Origin of the sequence: uncultured Thiodictyon sp. (genome assembly GCA_903837595.1) — a bacterium.
GTDB lineage: Bacteria > Pseudomonadota > Gammaproteobacteria > Chromatiales > Chromatiaceae > Thiodictyon.
This window is the reverse complement of the sequence record CAILVI010000028.1, coordinates 1-25,052: the sequence shown is the minus strand read 5'-3', so window position 1 is coordinate 25,052 and position 25,052 is coordinate 1. Positions and strand designations below refer to the sequence as shown.

The window sequence follows — 25,052 nt, the reverse complement described above, 5'->3', positions numbered from 1 at the left end:
CCCGCAGGACTCAAGCCCCCACCAGCACCGTCTGGATCGCGCTCCAGTCGCCATGGGCCTCATCCTTGTCCAACCAGCGCAGGCGATAATCGCGGCTCTCCGGGGTGCCCGGCACGGCCAGTGGGCGATCGTCATAGACCGTCTTTTGGTTGAAATGACCCAGCGGCAACCAGGGGCCACCGTTGACGCGGTACTCCCCGGCGATACCATGGTGCCGAAACTTGGTGTAATCGATGCGTGGCCGCATCCCGTTGGGACCTTGTTCAGTGGTAACGGTGAACTCGGGGACCGGGTGCTCAGTCGTATCAACAATCGGCAGAATGCCCAGCTCGCGGCCCAGGCTCTCGGTATAGTTGGGATGGAGCTTCATGCGCTGGACCTGGTTAAAGATCCGATTGAACAAGCCGGGCAGTGCGGCCGGGGGCGGTGACTCGAAGACCGGCAGCGTCGGTACCACGACGGGGTCGGGGCCCTCGCCATAGGCGAGGTGCTTGCGGACCGCGGTGGTATCCACCGCAAACTGGTGGGCGACCGGGCACAAGGATTCCGACATCCAGAAATAAACGGTGAGACCGGCCCGCGTATTGGTGATCTCTTCGTCACCGAGGCCCAGCCGCGGGCCATGGCTCAACAACATGGCCCAGTAACGTTTCGGTGTGCCGCGTGCCTGCTGCATGTGCAGGTCAAGGAGTTCCTCGCCGCAATCGAGGGGCTGGAAACCTAACCATGCCTCGGGCCGCTGCTTCTCGCGAGGCCGCTCGCGCGGCACCGATCGTCGTCCCGGTGGAGTCGATAAAACTGCTGGCATCGGGTTCTGCGATACTCCTCACTGGCGGAAAGGTGCGACGCGGATAGGCAAGGCACGGCGCACCCTAATGTTCAAAACGCTCGTCGCGATTGATCTCATGCCGGCGCGCAGTTGCAATCGCTTCAGCGATGCTCCGATCAATTTCCATTGCCATTTCTCTTATCTGGAAATCCTGATCATTCAGAAGGCCCTGGACCGGCGCCCGCTGTTCTTGGAGACTATCTGCCGACGAGACGAAGCCGGATCCTGGCCGGATCTGACTTGCGAGCCCGGCAAAAACACTCGCCCGGTCAGGCGCTTCAGCCATTAAGGCGGCGGCAACCTCAGACCACACCAGGCTCCCATTTTCCATCACAAACGGCCGAATCAATTGCGCCAATAACGGAAAGCGCGCCGCTGGATGCAGAGACGCCCATTCGATTAAAGTCCGCGTCGGAACGTTGCTAAGCGGATTTCCGTCTATCACTCCGATGTTGTTTAGCGACCGAAGCGACAATGACCCTGCGGGTTGTTCCAGCCAGCAATCGAGCGCCTTGAGCGGATGAAGTTCAAACAATATATCGATCAAACTGCTAAGGCCGACATCAATAGATGAGTCCTCGTTTGATTGGATGACTCGGTTCAAGAGTATTACCGCGTCCCCACTGGCCTCAGCCCCTGCCAGGCATACCCTTGCAATTTTACGCAATCGATAGTCTGTGGCGTACTCGCCACCATCAAGCGAGTAATCGCGCAAGAATTGCCGGCCGAGTTCGAGAAGGCAGGGGTCCCAGTCTCGCTGTGCCACAGGTGCTCTGTCGAAGCGCTTCGCCAAAACATCTGCTGCAACCTGGAGGCCATCCGGGAGATTTGCGATACCCGACAAGATACGGCTCAGGTCACAAGACGTGATTGATTCAGTGGTCCAATCCATCCATAACATCCTGAACGCACTGGCCGGTGCGAGACGCGCCTTGATCGAATCAAGCAATCGGGCAACGCCGGCCTGATCCACACCGACAAATATCTGAATACGTGGGTAATCAACCCCCAGCAAAGGATCATGAACAGCATCGCTCAGCATCCTATCGACAAGCGGTTTGTCCATCCCCGACGCGGCCCTGAGAAATCCTGCAAGGATCGATGGATTGCGTGACAGATGGTTGGACTCACCGTAGTTGCGTACCAGTAAGGACCAGCCACTGGTCAAGTTTTCCGCTGACTCGGCGAATCCCTGACCGAACCAGAGTGCCTGATGTGCGTCTGGGCCACATAGGTCCGACCACAGGGCACCGATAGTGCCCGGCGCTTCGCCCGCTTCGATCCCTAGTCGCCGGGCCTCGTTTACTGCCTCGGCGGATACAACTGTTTCTTTGTTCTGCGTTTCCCAGTATTCGACAGCCGCAATCTCCGATATGGGTGTAAGCACGCATGAGCGAATCCGTTCCGATAGGTCCTCCGGTGCCAAACTCGCAGCGAGGGCACGGAGTCGCGCTATCTGGTCTGGCTCCATGCAGGACTCGTACATCCCGACTGTCTTGCGGACAGCCAGCCAGCCTTCTGGCCAATACTTGTCGGCCGCGATGTTCCGAAGCGCATTTTCCAGGTCATCGACAATTTCGCCGCGCCTCCAAAGGTAGTGGAAATGCTGAGCGATCAGGTGACGGGCCGCCGTGCGCTGGGTAAGTCCGGACAACGCGAGACGCTTGGCGACAACGAGGGCTCCGCCGTACCAGTCCCGATAATCAGACGAGGTTCGTGGCACCCAGCCATCATCGATCACTCGCGCGCCGAAGCTGAGGTCGTGTGACCCCGCGCGGCAGGGGGCGCTCAGCATTTTGCCGAGTGCTATCATTCCAGTCTCCCGGTTCGCGTCGTCCGTGTTAGCCAGCAAGCTCTCTATCACTTCAATGCGTGGCGCGGCACCGGCGAGACTACCGGCGCCGCAAGCCTGGAACAGTTCGGTAAAAAAGCTTGCGTTATATGGCCGCCCCATTGCGATGCGTTCAACGGATACCAAACGGCCGAGCAAAAGACACGCACGATTGAAGTGCTCTGCGAAATACGCGATCTTTCGAAGCAACTGCATCACTGTGCCCCGATGCCAAGGGGCGAGGTTTCCGGCCTGGTTCGACTCGACGCGTTGAACGAATTGCTCTACCAAAGCTAGGCTTGCGGCTGGGTCGACCGGGGCTAGGTTCTTTACGACATCAATGCGGTCCTGTTCCATCCAACCTGAGTTCGCCAACGGACCCTCGGGGCCGAGCCATGCCGAGGCGATGGCTTGCACTTCCGGAGAATCGTACAGGTAGCTCAGGCGATGAGTAAAAGAACGGAGTAACCGCGGGTTTCCGCAATTCCAGAACTGGTCGGCGACTTGGAGCGGCGGGCGGTTTTGCAATGCCCGCTTGGCGAGCCGGTTGGCGATGGGCTGCGGCAGGATGGCGCGCCAAGGTCCACGGGATTGGATGATCTCGCGGCGCCGCAACTCTGCGACCTGCTCGTAGACTTCCACCGGGTCAAGGCGCGCAAGTCCCGCCAAAAACGGCAACTCTGCGCCATCGCCGTCAAGTTTCTCGCCATCGAACGAGTAGACAAGAGAGAGGGCCTCGGCGGCGCGAAGCAAGGTCGCATCAGGCTGTTTCTTCTGATGAAAAAGCAATTCAAAAAGTTTCTGATCGGTCAGGTCAGCCAGATTCGCGTCCGGCCGCACATTCTCGGCAACCAGGATGGCGATACGGGCATTGCCATCGGAGAATTTTGCGATACACCAGCAGGTCGCTTGGGATAGATTCCGAAAGCGCAGCTCCAGCAGGCATTTGATCACTGCCGTAGATGCGTGCTGGAGAACAAAGCAATCCGTGCCTTCTGGTTGGTCGTCACCGATGTCCAGCTCGACCGTAATCAGGCTGACTAGGCTCCCGGCGGCGCGGCAGAGCGGGGCAATAGCGTCGTGGGTATCCCTCCTGCAGTTGTCGATGACCAGCACGGTGCGCTTGCCTTGGGCAATGAGCTGACTGGCAAGCTGCTGTGGTCGCAGCGGTGGTTCGTGACCCATGTCAGTATAGACGGCATGGGCAGAATCCAGTGCGGCTCCGCCGATGCGATCATCGAATAGGGCTTCGAGTAACCGTGTCTTACCGGTGCCGGACAGCCCAGTGAGGCGGACAACACCACCAGCACGCGACAGGGTGGCACGGAGCCGCGCGATACCCTCGACAATGGTGAGTGCTCCGTCTTGCGGATTGCGCCGGTCGCGGATGCGGGCGGTGTCGTCGCTCAGGTAAGCCATTTCCGCGCCTTCCGGTGCGTGCGACCAGTTTTCGTGGGGCTGCCAGCCAGTCAGTGTTTGGCCGATCCTTGCCCGGACCCAGAGCGCCACGCCGGGGTATTCGCGAACCCAATCGGCAAGCCGGGTCCGGTCGTAGAAATCAAGATGCAGTGTATCCGGCTTGGGTAAATCGGCAACTGCCTCGCGCATCGCCGCACGCCGCTCATCAAGATATTTCGGGTTTGTGGAACCTTTGGAACAGACGATAATATAGGCGCCGCTAGTCGCGGCTAGAGTCCGAATGCTGTCCCGCAGCGGCGGTGCTTTGCTATTGGATCTCTTAGGCTTTGGGCGCATCTCCCTGATAATCTCGCTCCGTGGCATGTCATCGGCCTTCGCTTGAAAACCGGTCATAGGCCGCGGAATGAACCCGCCGATATTTGTATTGGCCGGCAGTTCCACTCGAACATCAATCCCGCCGTCCGGCGCAATCGGACTCCCGCCATGGATGACGCCGGAGACTGGCAGGCCCCGGTGGTGCAAATCGGCCTTGCACAGTTCAGCGATCAGCTCCCGCAGACCCTCGGGATCGATTTCGGCGATTTGGTCTGGCGAAATATCGAATATTGGATGATGAGGCATGCGTTATCGAATTCCGATGTCGGTATAGCGAAAACGGCTTTTTGACATAGAAAACATGCGACTGATCGAGAAATCGCTCAACAGATTTTCGATCAAAACATCGCCCTTAATATGAAATCTACATGCACTACGTCGAAGGGGAATTCGATCATCCTGGTGTCGGTCTTCTCCAGCAACCCCGCATTCAGCAGCCTATGAATGTCGGTCTCCACTGTCCTTAGATCACGCCCCACCCGCCGCGCTGCTTCGCGTAAACTGACGGGGCCGGCACCGGTCAGCGCCCGCAAGAGCATCCAGCGCTTGGGCGTCAGGGTCCGCCATAGATCATCGACCGTGGCAATAGTGCGAAAAGCCCCCTGCGGCTCGCCGCTCATGGCACGCATGAAGCGCGCGTTGGTTTCCTCACGGCTGGCGATACCAATGGTGACAGCGTTCATGTTATCCCCTCCAGTTATCGACTTGGCGCCAAAAATCGGCCAATAATTCGGGCAGAGTAGTAAAGGAATAGGGCATTTCGACCGGTCCAAGATGCCGATGATCGCCTTTGCCTGCCTCGTTGTCGAAGCGCACCACGCATACCCCATCGACCACGAACGCCAAGCGATACTTGAAGATGTGGGCACTCCAGCGTACCGGTTCCGGTACCCGCCAGACCCGCAGCTCGGCGAAGGCATTTTCGCCTTGCTTGGAGCGCTCGTTCAACAGTTCTTGTTGCCTTCATGGGGGATGAGGATCGACGCCGGATGGCGTCTTGTCAACCAACAGCACCAGACGCGCAGACGGACTTGGGCATAGTGCCGGTCACTGCACGGATTGCAAGGCCGGTGGTCCGCACAGCGGACCCCACCGGGCTTCGAGAAAGCGGGCCGCGGCGAGGAGGACCAGGTCTTCCGGCTGGAGAACCTGATAGGCCACTGAGACTCCGGACCTCGCCCGGCCCGTCGCGGCCAGGGGGCCGCTCCTACGGGGTGGGCGGAATTTGGATATCATCCCGGTGATGGCAAAGACTAGGGGGGGCATCATGGTCCTTTTGGGATAAACTGCGCAATCTCGCCGATAGATTATAAATCAACGGCTTGCGACGGATCATTCGCTTACGCTGCGGCTGCACCCAGGCGACGACAATTGCCTCGGCGCAATACTTGCCCGGTATCGAGCGAGACACCACCCGCCCGACCGGGCTAGACTTGGCCGACCGTTTTACTGGGAGCGCCCGCCATGCAGACCATCAAGGGCCGCGAGGCCACCGCGACACCGCGACCGGCATCCCGCGGGGGAGTCGCCGCGGGCGACGGCAGCGACGCAAAGACTCTCTATGAACAGGATTTTTTTGCCTGGACCAACAGTCAGGCGGCACTATTGCGGTCGGGACGTCTGGCTCAAACGGATATCGAGCATATTGCGGAGGAAATCGAAAGCATGGGCAAGAGCGAATTGCGGGAGCTGGAAAATCGCCTCGCCGTGCTCTTGCTGCATCTGCTGAAATGGCAGTTTCAACCGCAACGCCGGGGCCGCAGTTGGGAACTGACCATCCGGGAGCAGCGCCGAAAACTCAGGCGCCATGTCGATCAAAACCCGAGCCTCACGGCCAGGCTCGATCAGGCCATGGAAGACGCCTATGGCGATGCAACGTTGGCGGCTGCACGGGAGACCGATCTTGCGGAAGAGACCTTTCCGCCGGTCTGCCCATACACGGTGGAGCACGCATTTGATGACCGCTGGTTGCCGAACGGTCGCTAGGCGGTCCGGTAGTACACTCTTGTTCCCCACGCTGCCCAGGGGAACACACTCTTGGCCGCTCCAGCGGCCCGAACACCCACGCGACGCTGGAGCGTCGGTACTTGCTCCCACGCTGGAGCGTGGGAGCGAGAAGGACACTCTTTTTCCCACGCGGGAGCGTGGGAAAAAGAAGATAAAGGCAAACGCGTGACTGATTACAAACACACCCTCAATCTACCCACCACCGACTTCCCGATGAAGGCCAATCTGGCCCAGCGCGAGCCGGAGCTTCTCAAGCACTGGGAGGCGCTGGATATCTATTCACAGGTCCGGGCCGCCCGCGCGGGCGCGCAGCGCTTCATCCTGCACGACGGCCCGCCCTATGCCAACGGCGAGATCCATATCGGTCACGCCGTCAACAAGGTGCTCAAGGACATCATCGTCAAGTCCCGCACCCTGGATGAGCTAGATGCGCCCTATGTCCCAGGGTGGGATTGCCACGGGCTGCCGATCGAACTCCAGGTGGAGAAGAAGCAGGGCAAGCCCGGACACAAGCTCACCGCCGCGCAGTTTCGCGTGGCCTGCCGCGACTACGCAGCCAAGCAGGTCGACGGCCAGCGCACCGACTTCAAGCGCCTGGGCATCTTCGGAGATTGGGAGCGGCCCTATCTGACGATGGATTTTGCGTGCGAGGCGGACATCATCCGCGCGCTCGGCAAGATCATCGCCAACGGCCATGTGGTGAAGGGTGAGAAGCCGGTGCATTGGTGTATCGACTGCGGCTCGGCCCTGGCCGAGGCGGAGGTGGAATATGCGGACAAGCAGTCCATCGCGGTGGACGTGCGCTTCCCGCTAGTCGAACCGGAGGTGCTTGAGGCACGCTGCCACGGCTCACCCAACGGCTGCGGTGAGGGTCCGGCGTCGCTCGTGATCTGGACCACCACGCCCTGGACCCTGCCGGCCAACCAGGCGGTGGCATTGAACGCGGAACTGGAATATGTCCTGGTCCAGGTGGAGACCGACCACCACCAGGAGCGCCTGATCGTCGCCGAGGGGCTACTCAAGGACACCATGGACCGCTGGGGCTTCGAGCGCTATCGGGTGCTGGGCTATGCGCGCGGGGCGGACTTCGAGGGGGTGCGCCTGCGCCACCCCTTCTACGACCGCGAGGTCCCGGTGATCCTGGGCGAGCATGTGACCCTGGAGGCGGGCACCGGCGCGGTGCATACCGCCCCCGGTCACGGTCTGGAGGACTATATCGTCGGCAGCCGCTACGGATTGGCCGTGGACAATCCGGTGGGCGGCAACGGCTGCTTCCTGCCCGGTACGCCGCTCTTCGCGGGCGAGAATGTCTTCAAGGCCAATGAGCATGTGGTGGAGGTGTTGAAGGCCCACGGTGCACTGCTGCGCGAACAGCGCTTCAACCACAGCTATCCCCATTGCTGGCGGCACAAGACGCCCGTTATCTTCCGCGCCACGCCCCAGTGGTTCATCAGTATGGACAAGCAGGGTCTGCGCGCGGCCGCGCTGGAGGCGATCGGCGAGGTCGCCTGGACGCCCGACTGGGGCCAGGGCCGGATCGAGGGCATGGTGGAGGGGCGCCCGGATTGGTGCATCTCGCGCCAGCGCACCTGGGGCGTGCCCATCGCGCTGCTGGTCCACAAGGTCACGGGGGCGCTGCACCCGCGCACCGCCGAGTTGATTGAGGAGGTCGCGCGGCGGGTAGAGGGCAAGGGCATTGAGGCCTGGTTCGAGCTGCACCCCTCGGCGCTCTTGGGCGAGGCGGAAGGCGCCGAGTACGAGAAGGTGCAGGACACACTGGACGTCTGGTTCGACTCGGGCGTCACGCACGCCTGCGTGTTGGATCGCCGCGCGGACCTGGGGTCTCCGGCGGACCTGTATCTGGAGGGGTCGGACCAGCACCGCGGCTGGTTCCAATCGTCCCTGCTGACCTCGGTCGCCATGCATGGACGCGCGCCCTACCGCGGCGTGCTGACCCATGGCTTCACGGTGGATGCCAAGGGCGAGAAGATGTCCAAGTCCAAGGGCAACGTGGTCCGGCCCCAGGACGTGATGAAGACCCTGGGGGCGGACATCATCCGGCTGTGGGTGGCGGGCACCGACTACCGCACCGAGATGAATGTCTCCGACGAGATCTTGAAGCGCACCGCGGATGCCTACCGGCGCATCCGCAACACCAACCGCTTCCTGCTCGCCAATCTCGCCGGCTTCGACCCCGCCGTGAATCAGGTGGCACCCGCCGACATGATGGCCCTGGACCGCTGGATCATGGACCGGGCGCGGCAACTGCAAGAGGAGATCATCGCGGCCTACCGCGACTACCAGTTCCACCTGATCTATCAGAAGGTCCACAACTTCTGCGCGGTGGACCTCGGGGCCTTTTATCTGGATGTGATCAAAGACCGGCAGTACACCACCCAGACCGACGGGCGGCCCCGCCGCTCCTGTCAAACGGCCATGTATCACATCGCCGAGGCGATGGTCCGGTGGCTGGCACCGATCCTGTCGTTTACTGCCGAGGAGATTTGGGGCTATCTGCCGGGCGAACGCGCCGCGTCGGTGTTCACTGCGACCTGGTATGAGGGGTTGGTACCCCTGGACGAGGTCACCCAGCTCGACGACATCTTCTGGAAATACGTGATCGAAACCCGGCAAGCCGTGGGTCCAGCCCTGGAAGCAGCGCGCAAGGAAAACCGGATCGGCTCATCCCTGGACGCAGAACTGGACCTCTATTGCGACTCAGGCCTCTTGGACACGCTGAGAGAATTGGGGGACGAGTTGCGCTTCGTGCTGATCGTCTCTGACGTACGCCTACACCCGTTCGCCGATCGACCGAGCGACGCCATCAATACCGACGACCCTACCCTCGCCGTCACGGTAACTGGCTCCACCAACGTCAAGTGCGTACGCTGCTGGCACCATCGTCCCGACGTGGGCACCCATGCCGAGCACCCGGAGCTGTGCGGGCGCTGCGTGGAAAATGTGGCCGGAGCGGGCGAGGTCAGGCACTTTGCGTAAAGAAATTTAGCCGCAAATGACACCGCTCCAGAGACTGGGCTGGGGCGCGGACGTTCTGCCTGGGAGCGCCGACATTCTGTCGGCCAACCGCCGCAGGCGGTTCGCGACTTCGCGGTTAATGGCAAAGGGCGTTGCTCTTGCGAGGACCCAACGGCGCTTCGCGCCGTCGCCGACAGAATATCGGCGCTCCCCAGCTTAACTTAAACGGTATTGCGCCCAAACCCTCTACACGGATTCTTTAATGAAACATTGGCTCTGGCTTTCCTTATTCGTCATCGTCCTGGACCAGGCCACCAAATGGCTGGTACTGGGCTCCATCGCACCCTTCACGGTCGTTGAGGTGGTCCCCAATCTGAACCTGACCCTGGCCTTCAACACCGGTGCGGCCTTCAGCTTTCTGGCCGACGCCGGGGGCTGGCAGCGCTGGCTGTTCGCCGCCTTTGCGCTCATCGTCACCGGCGTGCTGGTGGCCTGGCTGCTGCGGTTACGCCCCCGGGAGCGCTTCATGGCGGCGGCCCTGGCACTGATCATCGGCGGCGCCATCGGCAATCTGATCGACCGGGTGTTGCTCGGCCATGTCGTAGACTTCATCCAGGTCTGGCTGCCCTGGATACCCTATCCGCTATTCAATCCCTGGCCGGCCTTCAACATTGCCGATAGCGCCATCACCGCAGGCGTGGTCGTGCTCATCATTCACACGCTGTTTGTGGCCGAAGACCGCACGGAATCGGCTCCATCCGGGCCCCCCGTCGGGAACGACACCCGCCCTTGAGCCGATGAGCAGCCTCTGGCAAGACCTCGGTCACGTCGTCCAAGAACACTGGTCGCGCCAGCGATTGAGGGTGGCGCAGCGGCGACTGCGTGAGGACACGATCCGGCTCGCCATCGAGCGCGCCGTCGATCAGGCCAATCCGCGCATTCGCGGGCTCAACGGCTACCGCAACCGCCTGCACGACACTGTGGCCGGCTGTCTCGACTATTGCGAGGAACTCGCCTGGCGCATCCCTGGACCCGTGACCGTCAGCCCCAAGACCTGGTCCAGCGACCCGCTGCTGCGTGCACTGTTCAGCGATCCGAGCCGCATCCGCTGGGAGCTGGCGAGCAGCGATTGTCGCGACTATATGGAGCGCACTGCGCTGAAGACGAGCGACTGTTATGCGATCCTGCTGGCTCAGCCGGCGTTTCGCAAGCAACTCGGCATGGATCTGAGCGGGGAGACCCTTCAGCGGGACATCGCGCAGACCACGCTGAGCTTCGAGAACATCGAGGTGGTGCTGTGCGCGGGGAGTCCGGAGGCGGTGCGGACCAGGACCGCCCAGGCCATCATGGATGCACTGGTGGGATTCGCCGCGCAGGAGATCGGGCGCCAGGAGGCGCGGATCAGCGAACTGGAGGACGGCCTGCGGATCATGCGGATCAAACAAAAGGTCCTGAGCCCCGCGACCCACGGCCTGGAGATCCTGCGCGACGGTGGCAGCGCCCATACCACCGAGTATCTCATCACCGGGCGGCAGGTCCACGAACTGGAACGAGAACTCGCCGAGGCGCACCAGGGCTTGACCACGCTCAACGACTATCTGGAGCGACTCGCCGCCCTGCTCGAACACCCGACGGCACTGATCGCGGCCCGACCGGAACGGGTGCGTCTGGACCGTCTGAACATCGTACGGCCAGACCGGAAAGGGGCATCTGACACCACTGAGATCGAATTCATGCGCGCCTACCGCGGCGAGCGCGCTGGCCGGATGGTCCTCATGGTGCGCTTCGCCCGGGCGGACCTGATCACGGACCAGGAGCGTGAGAGGCAGGCAGAACGCTATGTCAACGCCTGAGCCGATGAAGATCGCCATCCTGTCGCGCGACCCGACGCTGAATTCCACCTGCCGCCTGGTGGAAGCCGCAGCGCTGCGCGGGCATGAGGTCCAGGTGATCGATGTACTGCGCTGCTATATGAACGTCACCACCCACGCCCCGTCCATCCACTACAAGGGCGAGGAACTGACCGGCTTTGACGCGGTGATCCCACGCATCGGCGCCTCGGTCACACTCTACGGCACGGCGGTGCTGCGCCAGTTCGAGATGATGGGGGTGTGCGCACTCAATGAGTCGGTGGCCATCGTGCGCGCCCGCGACAAGCTGCGCTCACTGCAACTGCTCGCCCGCAAGGGCATCGGGCTGCCGGTCACCGGCTATGCCCATGCCCCGGACGATATCGAGGACCTGATCAAGATGGTCGGCGGTCCGCCGCTGGTGATCAAGCTACTGGAGGGCGCCCAGGGGATCGGGGTGGTGCTGGCCGAGACCGAGGCCGCCGCCAAGGGACTGATCGAGGCCTTCATGGGAGTGCGCGCCAACATTCTGGTCCAGGAATATATCAAGGAGGCCCAGGGGGCGGACATCCGCTGCTTTGTGATCGGCGAGCGGGTGGTCGCCGCCATCAAGCGCCAGGGCAAACCGGGTGAGTTTCGTTCCAATCTGCATCGCGGCGGCACCGCGAGCCTGATCCGCATCACCCCACAGGAGCGCTCCATCGCCACGCGCGCCGCCCGCATCATGGGGCTCAGCGTCGCCGGCGTGGACATCCTGCGCTCGCAGCGCGGGCCGCTGGTGCTGGAGGTCAACTCCACCCCGGGGCTGGAAGGAATCGAGGGCGCCACCGGCAAGGACATCGCCGGCCTGATGGTCGAGCATCTGGAGAAGCACGCCGCCCTGACCAAGACCCGGCCGCATCGGCCGGGCTGATCCTCCCCGGCGCATGCCCCCTGGACGCGGGCCGCCTCAACGCCGGCGGCCCCGCCCTTGACCGTCCGCGGCAACCGGACCAACTGAAAAATCGGGCGGTGGCCGCCTGGGCCGCCCGCGCCGCCTTGATGCGCCGACGCAGCTTACGGCTCCAGCCGAAGGCCGCGACCACTCCCAGGATTGGCAGCGGTGCAGGTGTGGCGACAGACACGTTGGTCAGATACCAATAGCCAGGTAGATTGCTACCGGTAAAAGACAATGTCGTTGAAGCAGCGGTCGCGAAACGCGAATAAGTGAAGGTCTGAAAGACATTGCCGGTATCCGGCGTGCCCCCGGCCAATAGCGTGTCGCCGCCAAAGTAAGCCGCGAATGGCTGACCGGGAGATCCACCGTCATTTAGATCAAAGCTGATTATATAACTGGTACCAGGCGCCGTATTAAGGACTTGCGATAGAACAGGGTATTGCGCGGGATCGGGTGTAGTGGCGCCATTGTAATACGAGTCAGGGAAGTAATTGCCAAACCCGCCGCCGCTCGTCCCGTTGACCAATGACCAGGGGGCACAAGTGAGGTCCACACAGCCGGCAAAGTTACCATTCGTAACAATATTCAATGCCGAGGCCGATACCGGCGCCAATACCATCGCCAGCGCCGCAACGCCTGTCAGTAATCCGCGCTGGAGCCTCGCCACTGTCTGTGCTGTCATTTTACATACTCTATAATAAATGACGCAAAAGTTGGTGACCACTTTGTCTTGGGGCTCTTTACCCTCAGGCTACCACACCTAAATCCTACAACACCGAGCTCATGAGGCACAAGCCCTGCGTTCCGAGCGGCATTTGCGCCCCGACGCCCTTGGTCGCGTCCGGCCTCAAACCGCCTAACGCCCGCCGGCCGGCACCGCCGCAAAGGGCCAGGGGGCGGGCCGCATGGTTGCCAGCGCCTGGTAAACCGCCTCCCACAGGGCCAACAACCGCGCCTCTGCGGCGGGATGAGGTGCGACGCTGATTGAGATCAGCAGACACTCCCAGCGCGGCTGAGGGTTCAACCCCAGGCCCTGCCTGATCCAATGCCGCGGGTCACGCTGGCGCTCCAGGTCAATCAACTGAAGGAGTTGCTCCCGGGTCACCGCGGCCCGACCGCCCTTCACGATGCAGGTCTGCAGTGCCGGCGCATCCCCGATCAGACCGATCGCCAGCTCGGCGGGTGGTGCCCGCGCGTTGCGGATGGAGCGCGTCTGCTGGTCCTGGAGCCGGATGGATGGGTATTGGCTGGCGAGCGCGCCGAGCTCAAGGGCCTCGTGTCGGCGGCCGCGCACCGCCATGAGCGTGAGCGTGAAGGTCTCGTCACCCCCGACCAATGGCACGCCGGCATAGCGGGTGACTGCACTGTAGGCATGGTCTCGACCCGCCCAGGCCGGGGCGCCCGGCAGGGCGTCCAACCGATATCCGGGTAACGCGGGCACGCCCGGCGGCGAATCATTGGCCGTGGGCGCGTCACTGAGGACCAGCGTGTGCAACAGTGCCAACAGGGCAAGCGTGGCCATCACCGCCAGGCCGATGCGCAGGGCGGGCGCGGGGTTAGACATCGCCTGATCCAGGGATCGCGAGCTGCCGCTCCAGGGTCCGCAGATAGAGCCAGGCAAAGACGGATACCGTCAGTGCGGCAAAGATCAGCGAGCCGTTTTCCTCGTGAAAGAACAGGAACCATTGCTGCTTGCGGGAAAAATCGCTGCCGTCGATCGCCGCCAGCAAGGCAATGCGCAGTGCATTACCCGCAATCGCGAAGAGCGGCGCTGAGGCGATCACCAGCAGGCGCAGCAGGCGCTGGCGCAAGGGAAAGGCAAGCACGAAGATCACCGCCACGACGCTGAGCAGACCGATGATCTCGCTCGCGCTGCAGGCCCCGGAGATATAGATGCGGCCGCCGTCGACCAGCACCTCGCGCCCATCGGCCCGGGCATCGATACCACCGAGCAGCAGGACCAATTGCGCAAGCCCGGCGGTGACCCGGGCAAGCGTCTCGTCAGGCAGCAGACGCGGCAGTAGCAAGGCGATCGGCAGGCAGGCGAGCACGCTCAGCGGATCGCGCAAGCGCCCCAGCCGACGGGGCGTCTCGCACAGCAAGGCGAGACCCAGGCCCTGCAGCAGCGCGAGCCCATAGACCATCAGGTCCGGGAGCGCCGACTGCGCACTGAGATAACCGGCGGCCAGTAGCAAGAGCGCCCCGATCACGAAACCGGATCGGCTCGGCCGCGGGGTCAGGTCGGGCAGCTGATCCTCCATGCAGATGACCGCCCCGCCCCACACCAGGCCCGTGAGCAAGGCCAGGCGCAAGCCTTGAGTATAATAGCCGGTGGCGACACTGTTGAGCGCCACCAGGGTCGCCGTCAGCAGCCACAGCCCGCGCGCCGAGCCGGCCAGAGCGAAGCGCCCCATGGCCGATCCTCAGCCGACGGTGGGTACCGGCGGCGGCTTCTTCGGCCAGATCATGCGCCGCAAGGCAAATGCGACCAGCAGTGCGACCAGGATGATGCGCAGACTCTCGATGCCCATGCCCAAGGTCCGCTCGCGGCGCGCTTGCGACTGCTTCAGCTCCAGCCCGCTGACACCCGTGTCCAGCAGTTCGACGACCTTCTGCTTGCGTTGCTCCAGCGACTGCTGCGCGAGGGCGCGGTCTTGCTCCTTGGCACCGGCGATGGCGGCGATGATGGCGGCCAATTCATCCGGCGTCGCGGCGGCCTGAATCCGGGACTTCACCTCCGCCACCTGCTCCCCGAGCCGCTCCACTTGACTGGCGTCCAGCGCATACAGCCCATAAACGGACGCCATCCCACCCCACAACTGGATCGGCACCACCAATACATAGAATAAGAAACAGACCCGCCCGGCCCGCAGCAAGGGACTGAACAATTTCCGGCTAGCGTCGGCGTCCGGATCGACATACATGGCAATCCAGGCAATGCTGAAACCGGCAATAACGATCGGACAGTTGTTGATCAGCGGAGGCGCCAGCTTCAGATACCAGTCACGGCTCTCCAGGTGGAGCGGCATCAGCCCGGCCAGCACGGAAAGGGTAAAGACCCCCACCAGCGCAAAGGCCGCATAACGCAGCCGGTAGGAGAGCAAGCCGGTCGATCCGAGATTGCTGGCTTCGATTGGTACCATGGTCCGATCCGTTTTCAGGCAGTGGCGTTTTCAGGCAGAGGCGGCGCGGGCGGCCTTGATGCGCCGGCGCAGCTGACGGCTCCAGCCGAAGGCCGCCACCACGCCGAGGATGGGCAGGGGGGCTGGAACGGCGACGGCATAGCTAAAGACGGCACTATCTTGGTGCATATTACGGAGGGTCGGCACTGTCCCGTCCCAGCCCATCGAAGTCACAAAGGGAGCCGAGACGCTGAAGGCAAAAAATGGCCCCATAGTCCCCCCGTTCGGCGTGCCGAGCCCGGACTGTACGGCTGACGCAAATTCAGCCGCCAAGGCTTGACTGCCCCACCAGACCTGACTCTGAATCAATGCCTGATTGGCCGTGAAGCTGGCTGCCGGCAGGCTAGCCATATCATAAGACGTCGCGAGCGTGGGAATGTAGACCACGAGCGCCGCGCCGGGCCCTGAGTAAAGCCCCAGACAGACGAGAGCGGCCAGGCCGGCCGCGCGGCATGTGGCCTTGACCGTCTTTTTTGCGACGTGCGTTTGCATCGGACCAGGTCTCCCATCGTTGGCGGAAGGTCAAAGCAGCGCAGCGTTGACCGGTTCTGACCGCGGGTGTGGGCAGAGGTCCCATCAACGAAAACCAAGCTCGGCGGTCAGCGAGCGAGCGTCGGCACCGATTCTTTTTCGGAGTTTAGCCGAAACCTCCCCCGGGTAAAATGGATAATGTGGACCGGTTTGGAGGTCGCCGGCGCCCACGGGCAGCGGCGCCGACACCCGATCGTCAGCGTCGCCGGCGGTGCGCTCCTCACCGCACCCTACAGCAACCACCGGAGTCCGGCATGGCCATCCGTATCAAGAGTCATTGGTCGAACGCGCAAAGCCCGCGCACGGCTCCCGAGATCGCCGGGGCGCTGGCCTTCATCGCCTGGCGCATCGCCGTGGACAAGGCCATCAACCTACACTGTGAGCGCTTTCTCTACCGCGACGATGCCCAGCGCCTGGCGGTGATTGCCGAGTATCTGGCCTTTCTGGTCCAGATCGCCGACCGACTCGCCCACGCCCGCTGGCCTGATGATGGCGAGGGGCAACGCCACACCCTGATCACCGCGCTGGCCCGCAAGCTCGCGGAGCACCTCCAGGACAACAGCCAGGACCTGCTGGGACCCGGCGACTACGCCAATGCATTCATCGACCTGCTCAACCGGCGCTCCGCCGACTATGCGGATTACCCACTGGAGCCGGCAGGGCCAAGCTATGCCTTCCTGCGCCAACTGGGGTACGAGGTCCAGTGCCTGATGGGCGCGGGTCAGGACAACCGCTGGGTGATCGATCAGGTGATGGACCAGGACGCCCCAGCCGCCTACCAGTGCTTCGCCAAGGCCTTCCTGGACCTCTTCGCGTAAATTTTCGTTGAGTAACGACGCCGCCCTACTGTACACTTACCACCAGTCTCACTGCGACAGGTCTTGGCCCTGCGCCAGGGAGTCGAGCGGCGGGTCACGAACAGGACCGCCGACTGGGACGTGCTGGCGCCGCAGACAGCGGCCCTGCGCCAACTGTAGGCCCGCCGCTGGCTTATGATCCGGGAGTGTGCCCGGGGTGCGACTACACAAGCGATCCGGTTATAACGAAGTCGCGGGTCAGGTCAGACCCGAGGCGACGGCGCAGATCAAGCGCCCAACCCCCCCTGACTCCGCATCACTTCCACCTCGCGGGCGTTGACATAACCATTGAGTTTTCACCAGAGCGTCATCACCGCTCGACTGAGTTGCCCCTGGGAACCAACCGGCCGCATGGCCGCTGTTGCTCGCCCGTCGGGCCTTTTTCCCGCCCTGGGCGCCATGAACCCCGACCCGCCCACCGCGGCAGCCGTGCTGCACCGACTGGTCCGGCACCGTGATGTTTGTCCCCCACGGCTCAACCACCATCCTCAACGCCACTCTCAACACCGTCCACAAGACAATGAAGTCTCGGAGCACTCACCCATGCCGATAAAGATCAGCGGCGACACCCTGGCCCTGGATAAGGCGATCCGCCGACAGATCGAAAACGAGGCCAAGAAGCTCGCCCTGCGCTTCCCGGATGAGCAGATCGACGCCCTGGCGCGTATCAATGAGGAATTCGACCCCCTGCACGGTCACCGGGTGCGCTGCGAGCTGCGCGCCAACCTAGGCCAAGGCCGTCAACTCGTGGTGCGGGACGCCCGCAAGGACGCGGCGGAGGCGATCACCGAGGTCTTCGGGTCCGCCAAGCGCAGCCTGCGTCGACTGCGTCGCCGCCTGGTCGACGGCACGCCCCCGGGCATGGCAAGCATCGGCGTGATCTAGCCCGTGAGCAATCCCGGCTAACGATGGACGAAGAACGGGTGGCCTTGATGAGCCAGCACCACCCCATCCACCCGGATCTCATCGACCGTCAACCCCTCGCGCGTCGTGGCCCCCTGCTGGTATTTCAGCCCGTTGATCAGGACGAAACGCTGCCCCGGGTCCACGTCAAAGACATGCACGTTCATCAGGAACGTGGGCAAGGCCGCCTGCTGGTCGCGGGTCAGGCGCAGCTGAGTCGGGTCCGCCACTGAGCCCGCTGCCACCACTGGCTGGGGCGTCGGCTTGCCCTTGTCTTTCGCCTGGCCCTGACCGCCCTTGACCTGATGTTTGAAGGCGTCGATCGCGGAGATCAGGTCCTGCGGCACCGGGGTGGGGCCGGGGTCTGGCCGTAACGCCTGCGGCGGCGCCAACTCGGCATCCGGCGCCGCGGCCTGATCGGCCTCGAATTGACGCTTGAGCTCCAACTCCAGGGCGTCCGCGTCGTCCCGCGCCCCCGGTGCGGGCCCAGCCACCGCGTCCCGCGGAGCGGCGCCGGCCAAGTCCGCGGGGCCCCGGTGACCGACCTTGGGCGGGGGCGCCTCCACCAGCGGCACACCGGCCGACAGCAGCGGACCCGGGGCACCAACCGCTGCCGGACCGGGGATACCACCGGCAACCCGATCCACTGGCAGCGCACCCGGCGCAGGTCGCGCCGCCGGAGGCCGCGCGAGCGAGGCCGGGGCGCCCTGCCCCGCCGCCGTGACCATCTGAGCGATCCGGGGCTGGGACGCGGCGGGAGCGAGCTGCGCACGGGGGTCCGCGCCTGGCGGTGGCGCCGACGCGCCGTCCAGAGGACGCAGGACGGCATAGAGCGCAAGCAACACCGCGGTCGCGGCCAGGGCGACCGCGACCAGCGCCCAGGGAGCCCGCGGCGGTGCCGCGCGGGCCTCGGCCAGCAGGGCGGCACCCTCCAGGGTCGGCACCCGCCCGAGTTCCCGCTCCGCCTGGGAGCGCTGCAGGGCCTCCAGGATGTAGCTCATGGGGTACCGGGACCAGTCGCCTCGGCCAACGGCGGGACCGTCTGGGCCGCCACCGCGGCGGCCAAGGCTGGCGTCATCAAGCGGGGGGTATTCGGCAGGGCCGCGGCATTTTGGAGCTGTATCAGGGTGCGGGAACCGGCAACACCATCCGGTCGCAGGCCGCGCGCGGCCTGAAACCCGCGCACCGCCGCCGTCAGGAGGGCGTCGAACTGACCCTCACCGCTATCGGCAAGACCGCTCGGAGTCGCCGCCACCATCTGGCGCAACCAGCGGATGGACTCATCGGTCGCCCGCGGGCCGATGGCCCCGACCCTGGTGGGGGGCAACTGCCAGACGACGATGTAGTCGCCGGTCCAGGCCGCCTCGAGCCCGGCGATGGGGACCTGCTCGCTGCCCTCCGGCAACTCGACCGTCCCGTAGGATTCATCAAGCGTCCCCAGCACCGCGTAGCGCGAGGCGCCGTCCACGTCCGCCAGGCGCAACAGTGCCGGCCGATCATAGTAGCGGACATGGCTAAGCTTACCCTTTTCGTGTTCGCAGCGCAGCCCGTACTGACCCAACCGACGGCAGGGGTTGCCCGCCCCCAGGCGCGAATCCGTGATCCCCCAGCGGCGTAGCAACACGCGCATGGCCGCCTCCTCGGGAAGGGCGGCACGAGCCAGGGTGTCTTGCGCCGCGACGCCAGGCGCCGCAGCCGCGAGCGAGACCCGCGGCAGCGGCGCGACCGCAGTCCCGGTAGGTGCCGACGCCACGACCGGGGGAACCGGCGAGACCGCGGCCGCGACCGCCGCCGATGCGGGGGCCGTCGGGACCGGGGGCGCTGCGACGACCACGGGTGGATCCCCGCCCGGCCCGGCGCCCGTTGCGGGAGCGCGATCCGGCCCCGCCAGGGGAGCCGGCAGGCCTCGCCCCAGGCCGGTCGGCGCGGGCCCCAGGTCGCCGCCCAGCCGCTCATCGATCAACCAACCCGCGGTCAGCAGCAAGGCCAAGGCCGCCGCCATGGCAAAGGCCGGTCGCGCCGCAGGCGCCGGCGCGGTCCGACCACCCTCCCCCCGCACCTCCCGGGCGGCGCGGGCGACCACACCGGAGGTTACCTGATTGGCGCGGGTGACACAGGCACCGAGCAGGGCGCGGTCACACAGGATATTGATCACCCGCGGCACCCCGCCGGAGACCTGATGAATACGCCGCAGCGCGCTGCGCGTAAACAACGGGCGGTCCACGCCGGCCACCGCCACCCGGTGACGGACATAGGCGGCAGTCTCGGCGGCGCTCAGCGGGCGCAGGTGAAAGCGCGCGGTGATCCGCTGGTTGAGCTGACGCAGGCTCTCGCGCTCCAGCATGCGCCGCAGTTCCGGCTGACCGATCAGAAAGATCTGGAGCAGCTTGGCCTTGGTGGTCTCCAGGTTGGTGAGCAGCCGGACCTGCTCCATGACCTTGGGGCGCAGATTCTGAGCCTCGTCGATGATCAGCACCGGGCGCCGCCCCGCGGCGTGGGCGACCAGCAGGTAGTCGTTGAGTCGGTCCACGAGCCGCTTGATGGAGTGCTCAGCCGCTGGCACCGGGACGCGGAACTCGTCGCAGATCGCGCGCAAGAGCTCATCCGCGGTCAGCGCCGGATTGACGATCAGGGCCACGTCCACGCCCGCGGGCAACTGCTCCAGGAAGGCCCGGCAGACGGTGGTCTTGCCGGTCCCCACCTCGCCGGTCAGCAGCACGAAGCCGCCGTGCTCACCGGCGCCATACAGCAGATGTGCCAGGGCCTCCTTATGCTGTCCGCTCAAGAACAGATAGTGGGGGTCCGGCGCGATGGAGAAGCTCGGCTCCTTGAGTCCGAAATACTTGGGATACACGATGGCGCCCTGAAACTGATGAAGGGTGCGTGGGACGACCGGGCGGTGCGGCCCGCGCCGCACGACGGCAAGGGCTGGGCGGCCCCCGGTAACTCAGGCAGGGTAGTGAAGGGGCGCCCCAGCGTCAAGACCCGGCCGACGCCTGGGCCGTCCGTAGAACCCTTGCCGATTCAGATGACTGCGGCGTCAACGGTATGCACGCATCTGTCCGACCAGCACGCCCTGGATCGCCACGTCCGCGGGCGCAAAGCTGACCGGCGACAGGGCCTGGTTGGCCGGTATCAGGGTCACCCGCCCGGGCTCCTGGCTGATCCGCTTCAGCGTGGTCTCCTCCCCGTGGATCAGAGCCACGACGATCTCGCCGTTGCGGGCGGCTTCGCGGTGCTCGATGACCACATAGTCGCCATCCAGGATGCCGGCCTCACACATGGAGTCGCCCGTGACTTGCAGGACATAGCAGGGCCGGGACGTGCGCAGGTGCAGCGGCACCTCCATGGTCTCCGCCTGGGGCAGTGCGTCAATCGGCCGGCCGGCGGCAATCTTGCCTAGAAACGGCAGGGTGTCCGCGGCAGGCGCGGGTGGGATCAGGCGGATACCGCGGTAACGCCCGGCGATCGGCTCCACCAGGCCGGCAGCGATCAGCGCCTGCACATGCTTATGCAGCGACCCGCGCGAACGCAGGCCGAGCAGCCGGCACAACCCGGCGAGCGTTGGGGCTGGAGCCAGGTCAGCGGCGTTCTCACGCAGCAAATCAAGCACATCCTGTTGACGCGGGGTGAGTCGTGTCGCAACTTGTTCTCTTGTTGTTCTCATCATATCTGCTAGTCTCACTGGAGAGCGAACCGAGAACGATCCACCCCCCTGCGCTGAGGTACACCAAATGAATCCGAGCGTTGCCTACATCCTGCCGAAACATCACCATGTGACCTGGAATCCCGCCCTTGAGCCGCTGTGCCTTGGCCGCGAGGCGGGCGTGGAGATCCCGCTGCTCGGGTATGTCACGGCGGGGCAGCCGGTGGAGATCCCGGAGGATCACGCCACGGTCACGGTGCCGCGCCACATGGTACGCAAAAACAGCTACGCCTTGCGGGTGCGCGGCCACTCGATGATCGACGACGCCATCCAGGACGGGGACATCATCGTCGTGGAGAGCCGCCAGAGCGCCGAGAATGGGGAGTCGGTCGTCGCCATGATCAACGGGGAGCGCGTGACCCTCAAGCGCTTTTATGTGGAAGCGGACGGCATCCGGCTGCAACCGGCCAATCCGTCCATGGCGGCCATCTATCTGCGCCACGAGGAGTTGGAGATCCTCGGGATCGTCTCCGGGGTGATCCGCTGCGGGGGCCATTGATCATAACCCGGCCGCCCACCCTGGCGACGACCCGTCGCGGCCGGGGGGCCGCTCCTACGCAGGTAGGAGCGCCCACCGCCGCGACTCAATCATGGCATGGTTGCGCGATGTCATGGGGGGTGATACTTAAGCGGCGAGGGCAGTGTTCGGCCGTTGCCGTCGCCTGACCGGGTAGCGCGGGTGGCGGGGCACGCCGAGGTGCGCGGATAAAAGGCGCATGCCACTGATGATCGGCGCTAGCGACCGTGCGAACGCATGGTGGCACCACCGCCGCAGCGCCACTTGAGGTCACGTAAGCACTCCCGCGCAGACCATGGCATCAGAATGAGAATGAGAACCCTTGCGCTATTCGCCGTGTTGGCAAGCAGCTACGCCGGCGCCGTCAATGCCAAGCCAACCATCATCGAAGGGGTAATCTCCGGATTCGAGTGCGGAGATAACTGTTACTTGACGGTGAGGACGGCCAACGGGCAAGAGCGCGCTGGCCTGTGCTCAGCCCCCCAGTGTCAGAAATGGAATGAAAAAACCAGCATGCCGGCAAAGTTCAAGGGCAGGCAGGTAAGGATCACCGTTAACACAGGCAAGCAATACGATAACGAAGGAAATGTGGCCGGGGAAATGGATGCCTTCAGTCAAATCGAGCTTAAGTAGCCAACGGGCGACGCCGGGCCGGTTAGCGAGTCATGACTGAGCGCGCCACTGCAGGCGCGTCGGCGCTCATTGGCGAGCCCTCCACCCATTGCCCGGAGCGACCACATGAAAGCCATCAACAGACTGCTTTCGATCGTTTTTTTTGGCCTCTCCCTGAGCTCCTGGCCGTCACTGTCCAACGCCGCCACCTTCAAGGGCGCGTGGTTCGAGGTGTGGGTGCCACCCAACTTCACGGCGCTGCCGTCGACCAACGCCCAATCGCCAGAGGTCGGCGTCGATAGCGCGTTTTTCCGCTCCCCGGACAAGCAAGTCGAGTTCTATGTGTTCTCGCCGCAGTGGAACGGTGAACCCCGCGAGATCGCCTTGAATCCGGCCACGGAGACACTCGGGGCCAAAGAAACCAAGAGCGCCGGCAACCAGGCCATTACCTATTACACGATACAGGCCAAGAATAACGCCTATACGCGGGCCTACCAGGATACGTCCTCACCCGCCACCAACACCCGCCTGGTCTTTGGCATCAAATACGCCAATCAAGCGGCCTATGACCGTTACCGCGACACCTATATCAAGTTCAAGAAGTCCTTGCGGCAATTCGCCGATTGAGGAAAGGCACTGTCTATCCAGGTCCGGCACCGTTGCTGGAGCAGGGCCTGCGATTCACTGGAGTATTGGTATTGAACGATTTGGCACCGGTCGCCGGTATCCATAGCGTGCGCAGCGCACTCAAGTTCGGGAGCGAGGGGGTCGGCGAGTTGTGGCTGGAGTCCGGCCGCCGCGACCGGCGGCTCAATGAGTTGGCGCAGATCGCGCGCGCCGGCGGCATCCCGGTCCGCCGGACGGATCGGGCGACGCTGGACCAGGCGGCGGAGGGAACCAACCACCAGGGGGCGCTCGCCTGGGTGCGCAGTCCGGCGGCCCGGCCGGTGCGGGATTTAGACGGACTCCTGGATTTGGTCAGCGGTCCGCCCCTGTTGTTGCTGCTCGATGAGGTCCAGGACCCCCACAACCTGGGTGCCTGTCTGCGCACGGCGGACGCGGCCGGGGTCCATGCGGTGATCGCCCCCAAGGACAATGCGGTCGGCCTGACGCCGGTGGTCTGTAAGGTGGCGAGCGGGGCGGCGCAGACCGTGCCCTATATCCAGGTGACCAACCTGGCCCGCACCATGGATCAGATCAAGGAACGGGGCATCTGGCTGATCGGCACCGCCGGCGAAGCGGACGGCGAACTCTACGGCACGGATCTCAAGGGGCCCATAGGGCTCGTCATGGGGAGCGAGGGGACCGGGCTGCGGCGCCTGACCCGGGAGCGTTGCGACCTGCTGGTCCGACTGCCGATGGCGGGAACGGTGGAAAGCCTCAATATATCAGTGGCGGCCGGGGTCTGTCTCTTTGAGGCGGTACGACAGCGTAGCGCCGCCGCTGGCGTCTAGGGAATTTCCGGAAAACCTGGCACCAACCACCCTCGCATAGGCGGTAGGTGCGACTTAAGTCGCACCTACAGTCGCACCGATACCCAGCAGCCTTAGCAGCCTGCGAATTTGTGGAAATCGCCAATCAGGTGACTAGGGGTTGTTTGAGGCACCCGGCACTGGTTTCCCGGGCAACGCGCCCGACCAAACTCCAAGATCACTCAGGTCCAGGTTGCAGCCGCGGCTCGGCTCGGATCTCTTGCTCCCGGCCCCAGGCGTGGACGGCCGCCACAAACCAGCGGGCGTCCCGGGGGTGGGTACGGACCACGTCGTGCTCGACATAGAAGCTGCCGTCGGCGTGGAACACGAGTACGCCCTGCCGCTGCCCCTGGAAGTCCCGCCACTCGTCGACCAAGTCCTGCTCACCGGAGGCCGGATCGCGATCCAGGTGATAATCGGCAGCGGCGGGATCCGCCAGCGGGACTGAGCCGGCGACGAAGCCGAGCCGTTTCAATTCATCCCGCAGGGCGGCCCGGATCGACTGGGCGAGTGGAGCGACCTGAGCGTAGCGTGCTTGGGCTGCGGCAGCGCTACCGAAGGGGTCCTGCGCGTATGGTTTTGGCATAGGAACGTCCTCTCTTTTTTAATAGTATTCGCATCACATGAACCGCCCTCATGCCGCAACCGCCTGGGGCGCATGGGTCAGACACTTCTTGGTGCAGACCCGGGAACACGCTTCACAGCCGATGCAGTCCAGCATGTCCTTGAGGTTCATGACCATGCCGGGGGCCTCCTCGAAGTCGTCGCCATCGTCGTCACTGTCCGCGTCCTCCAGGTCCAAGTCGTCCCGGTCGACCAGCTCAAAGACGTCGCGGGGACAGACTTTGTAGCAGCGACCGCAGCCGATGCAGCGGCCCTGGTTGATGTCGACGACGAAGGCGGGCGTCCAACTGGTCCCGCCGCGGGTGATGCCGGTGATGGAGCTCATACTCAGTATACCTTTCTTCAAGTCTTGGTGCGATTCGTTGTTAGGGTGCGGTGAGGAACGCACCGCGGGTGGTTACCGCGAAAGTCGCGCCGGGAGCGC

The 25,052-nt window shown here is 64.1% G+C and carries 24 protein-coding genes; 11 read left to right on the top strand and 13 right to left on the bottom strand.

The window, feature by feature from the left end; all coding sequences use genetic code 11:
- Window positions 1-10: 10 nt before the first annotated feature.
- The 4 genes from QZY44_RS01630 to QZY44_RS01615 all read right to left on the bottom strand — a co-directional run bounded on the left by QZY44_RS01630 (window position 11) and on the right by QZY44_RS01615 (window position 5,402).
- On the bottom strand, window positions 11-676 hold the full coding sequence (locus QZY44_RS01630; protein ID WP_295441356.1) for a hypothetical protein: 666 nt from the start codon (window positions 674-676) through the stop codon (window positions 11-13).
- Window positions 677-872: 196 nt separating this feature from the next.
- The gene (locus QZY44_RS01625; protein ID WP_295441354.1) at window positions 873-4,700 is read right to left on the bottom strand and encodes a hypothetical protein; all 3,828 of its coding nucleotides are present in this window, start codon (window positions 4,698-4,700) and stop codon (window positions 873-875) included.
- A gap of 92 nt (window positions 4,701-4,792) precedes the next feature.
- Window positions 4,793-5,137 carry a helix-turn-helix domain-containing protein gene (locus QZY44_RS01620; protein ID WP_295441351.1) on the bottom strand — a complete coding sequence of 115 codons (345 nt, stop codon included), beginning with the start codon at window positions 5,135-5,137 and terminating at the stop codon, window positions 4,793-4,795.
- A 1-nt stretch (window position 5,138) separates the two neighbouring features.
- A complete protein-coding gene (locus QZY44_RS01615) occupies window positions 5,139-5,402 on the bottom strand; it encodes a DUF6516 family protein (RefSeq protein WP_295441349.1) in 264 nt (87 codons plus the stop codon).
- A gap of 516 nt (window positions 5,403-5,918) precedes the next feature.
- On the opposite strand from QZY44_RS01615, the gene QZY44_RS01610 reads away from it, so the two are divergent.
- The 5 genes from QZY44_RS01610 (at window position 5,919) to rimK (ending at window position 12,200) form a co-directional block, all read left to right on the top strand.
- Window positions 5,919-6,440: a DUF29 domain-containing protein gene (locus QZY44_RS01610; protein ID WP_295441346.1), complete on the top strand. Its 522-nt coding sequence runs from the start codon at window positions 5,919-5,921 to the stop codon at window positions 6,438-6,440.
- Between the two features lie 186 nt (window positions 6,441-6,626).
- Entirely contained in the window at window positions 6,627-9,458 is a 2,832-nt protein-coding gene (gene ileS, locus QZY44_RS01605; protein WP_295441343.1) for an isoleucine--tRNA ligase, read from the top strand.
- A 241-nt stretch (window positions 9,459-9,699) separates the two neighbouring features.
- Entirely contained in the window at window positions 9,700-10,230 is a 531-nt protein-coding gene (gene lspA / locus QZY44_RS01600) for a signal peptidase II (RefSeq protein ID WP_295441340.1), read from the top strand.
- 4 nt (window positions 10,231-10,234) lie between these two features.
- The gene (locus tag QZY44_RS01595; RefSeq protein ID WP_295441338.1) at window positions 10,235-11,290 is read left to right on the top strand and encodes a hypothetical protein; all 1,056 of its coding nucleotides are present in this window, start codon (window positions 10,235-10,237) and stop codon (window positions 11,288-11,290) included.
- Window positions 11,291-11,294: 4 nt separating this feature from the next.
- Window positions 11,295-12,200 carry a 30S ribosomal protein S6--L-glutamate ligase gene (gene rimK / locus QZY44_RS01590; protein ID WP_295441390.1) on the top strand — a complete coding sequence of 302 codons (906 nt, stop codon included), beginning with the start codon at window positions 11,295-11,297 and terminating at the stop codon, window positions 12,198-12,200.
- An 880-nt stretch (window positions 12,201-13,080) separates the two neighbouring features.
- Here rimK and QZY44_RS01585 read toward each other — a convergent pair.
- Genes QZY44_RS01585 through QZY44_RS01570 form a run of 4 tightly spaced genes read right to left on the bottom strand, consistent with a single transcriptional unit; the run spans window position 13,081 to window position 15,898 of the window.
- A complete protein-coding gene (locus QZY44_RS01585; protein WP_295441335.1) occupies window positions 13,081-13,788 on the bottom strand; it encodes a hypothetical protein in 708 nt (235 codons plus the stop codon).
- Window positions 13,781-14,638 (bottom strand): archaeosortase/exosortase family protein, encoded by an 858-nt coding sequence (locus tag QZY44_RS01580; protein WP_295441333.1) that lies wholly within the window; start codon window positions 14,636-14,638, stop codon window positions 13,781-13,783. The genes QZY44_RS01585 and QZY44_RS01580 overlap by 8 nt, the downstream gene beginning before the upstream one ends.
- 9 nt (window positions 14,639-14,647) lie before the next feature.
- Window positions 14,648-15,367, bottom strand: coding sequence for a hypothetical protein (locus QZY44_RS01575; RefSeq protein ID WP_295441330.1), 720 nt, complete (start codon window positions 15,365-15,367; stop codon window positions 14,648-14,650).
- 30 nt (window positions 15,368-15,397) lie between these two features.
- A complete protein-coding gene (locus QZY44_RS01570; RefSeq protein ID WP_295441327.1) occupies window positions 15,398-15,898 on the bottom strand; it encodes a hypothetical protein in 501 nt (166 codons plus the stop codon).
- A gap of 293 nt (window positions 15,899-16,191) precedes the next feature.
- Here QZY44_RS01570 and QZY44_RS01565 point away from each other — a divergent pair, with 293 nt between their 5' ends.
- Window positions 16,192-16,755 carry a hypothetical protein gene (locus QZY44_RS01565; protein ID WP_295441324.1) on the top strand — a complete coding sequence of 188 codons (564 nt, stop codon included), beginning with the start codon at window positions 16,192-16,194 and terminating at the stop codon, window positions 16,753-16,755.
- A gap of 582 nt (window positions 16,756-17,337) precedes the next feature.
- Window positions 17,338-17,679, top strand: coding sequence for an HPF/RaiA family ribosome-associated protein (locus QZY44_RS01560; RefSeq protein WP_295441320.1), 342 nt, complete (start codon window positions 17,338-17,340; stop codon window positions 17,677-17,679).
- A 17-nt stretch (window positions 17,680-17,696) separates the two neighbouring features.
- On the opposite strand, the gene QZY44_RS01555 is transcribed toward QZY44_RS01560, so the two are convergent.
- From QZY44_RS01555 to lexA (QZY44_RS01545), 3 genes are all read right to left on the bottom strand, one after another.
- The gene (locus QZY44_RS01555) at window positions 17,697-18,698 is read right to left on the bottom strand and encodes a general secretion pathway protein GspB (RefSeq protein ID WP_295441317.1); all 1,002 of its coding nucleotides are present in this window, start codon (window positions 18,696-18,698) and stop codon (window positions 17,697-17,699) included.
- On the bottom strand, window positions 18,695-20,551 hold the full coding sequence (locus QZY44_RS01550; RefSeq protein ID WP_295441314.1) for an ExeA family protein: 1,857 nt from the start codon (window positions 20,549-20,551) through the stop codon (window positions 18,695-18,697). Before QZY44_RS01550 ends, QZY44_RS01555 begins: the two co-directional genes overlap by 4 nt.
- Window positions 20,552-20,737: 186 nt before the next feature.
- Window positions 20,738-21,367, bottom strand: a complete 630-nt coding sequence (gene lexA / locus QZY44_RS01545) for a transcriptional repressor LexA (RefSeq protein ID WP_295441311.1) — start codon at window positions 21,365-21,367, stop codon at window positions 20,738-20,740.
- Window positions 21,368-21,431: 64 nt separating this feature from the next.
- On the opposite strand from lexA (QZY44_RS01545), the gene lexA (QZY44_RS01540) reads away from it, so the two are divergent.
- The 4 genes from lexA (QZY44_RS01540) to rlmB all read left to right on the top strand — a co-directional run bounded on the left by lexA (QZY44_RS01540) (window position 21,432) and on the right by rlmB (window position 23,986).
- Window positions 21,432-21,902, top strand: coding sequence for a transcriptional repressor LexA (lexA, locus tag QZY44_RS01540; RefSeq protein ID WP_295441309.1), 471 nt, complete (start codon window positions 21,432-21,434; stop codon window positions 21,900-21,902).
- A gap of 330 nt (window positions 21,903-22,232) precedes the next feature.
- On the top strand, window positions 22,233-22,553 hold the full coding sequence (locus tag QZY44_RS01535) for a hypothetical protein (protein ID WP_295441306.1): 321 nt from the start codon (window positions 22,233-22,235) through the stop codon (window positions 22,551-22,553).
- A 105-nt stretch (window positions 22,554-22,658) separates the two neighbouring features.
- The gene (locus QZY44_RS01530; RefSeq protein WP_295441303.1) at window positions 22,659-23,159 is read left to right on the top strand and encodes a hypothetical protein; all 501 of its coding nucleotides are present in this window, start codon (window positions 22,659-22,661) and stop codon (window positions 23,157-23,159) included.
- Window positions 23,160-23,230: 71 nt separating this feature from the next.
- The gene (rlmB, locus tag QZY44_RS01525; RefSeq protein ID WP_295441300.1) at window positions 23,231-23,986 is read left to right on the top strand and encodes a 23S rRNA (guanosine(2251)-2'-O)-methyltransferase RlmB; all 756 of its coding nucleotides are present in this window, start codon (window positions 23,231-23,233) and stop codon (window positions 23,984-23,986) included.
- 196 nt (window positions 23,987-24,182) lie between these two features.
- Here rlmB and QZY44_RS01520 read toward each other — a convergent pair whose 3' ends face one another.
- Window positions 24,183-24,590, bottom strand: coding sequence for a hypothetical protein (locus QZY44_RS01520; RefSeq protein WP_295441297.1), 408 nt, complete (start codon window positions 24,588-24,590; stop codon window positions 24,183-24,185).
- A 48-nt stretch (window positions 24,591-24,638) separates the two neighbouring features.
- On the bottom strand, window positions 24,639-24,953 hold the full coding sequence (gene fdxB, locus QZY44_RS01515; RefSeq protein ID WP_295441294.1) for a ferredoxin III, nif-specific: 315 nt from the start codon (window positions 24,951-24,953) through the stop codon (window positions 24,639-24,641).
- Window positions 24,954-25,052 lie beyond the last annotated feature (99 nt).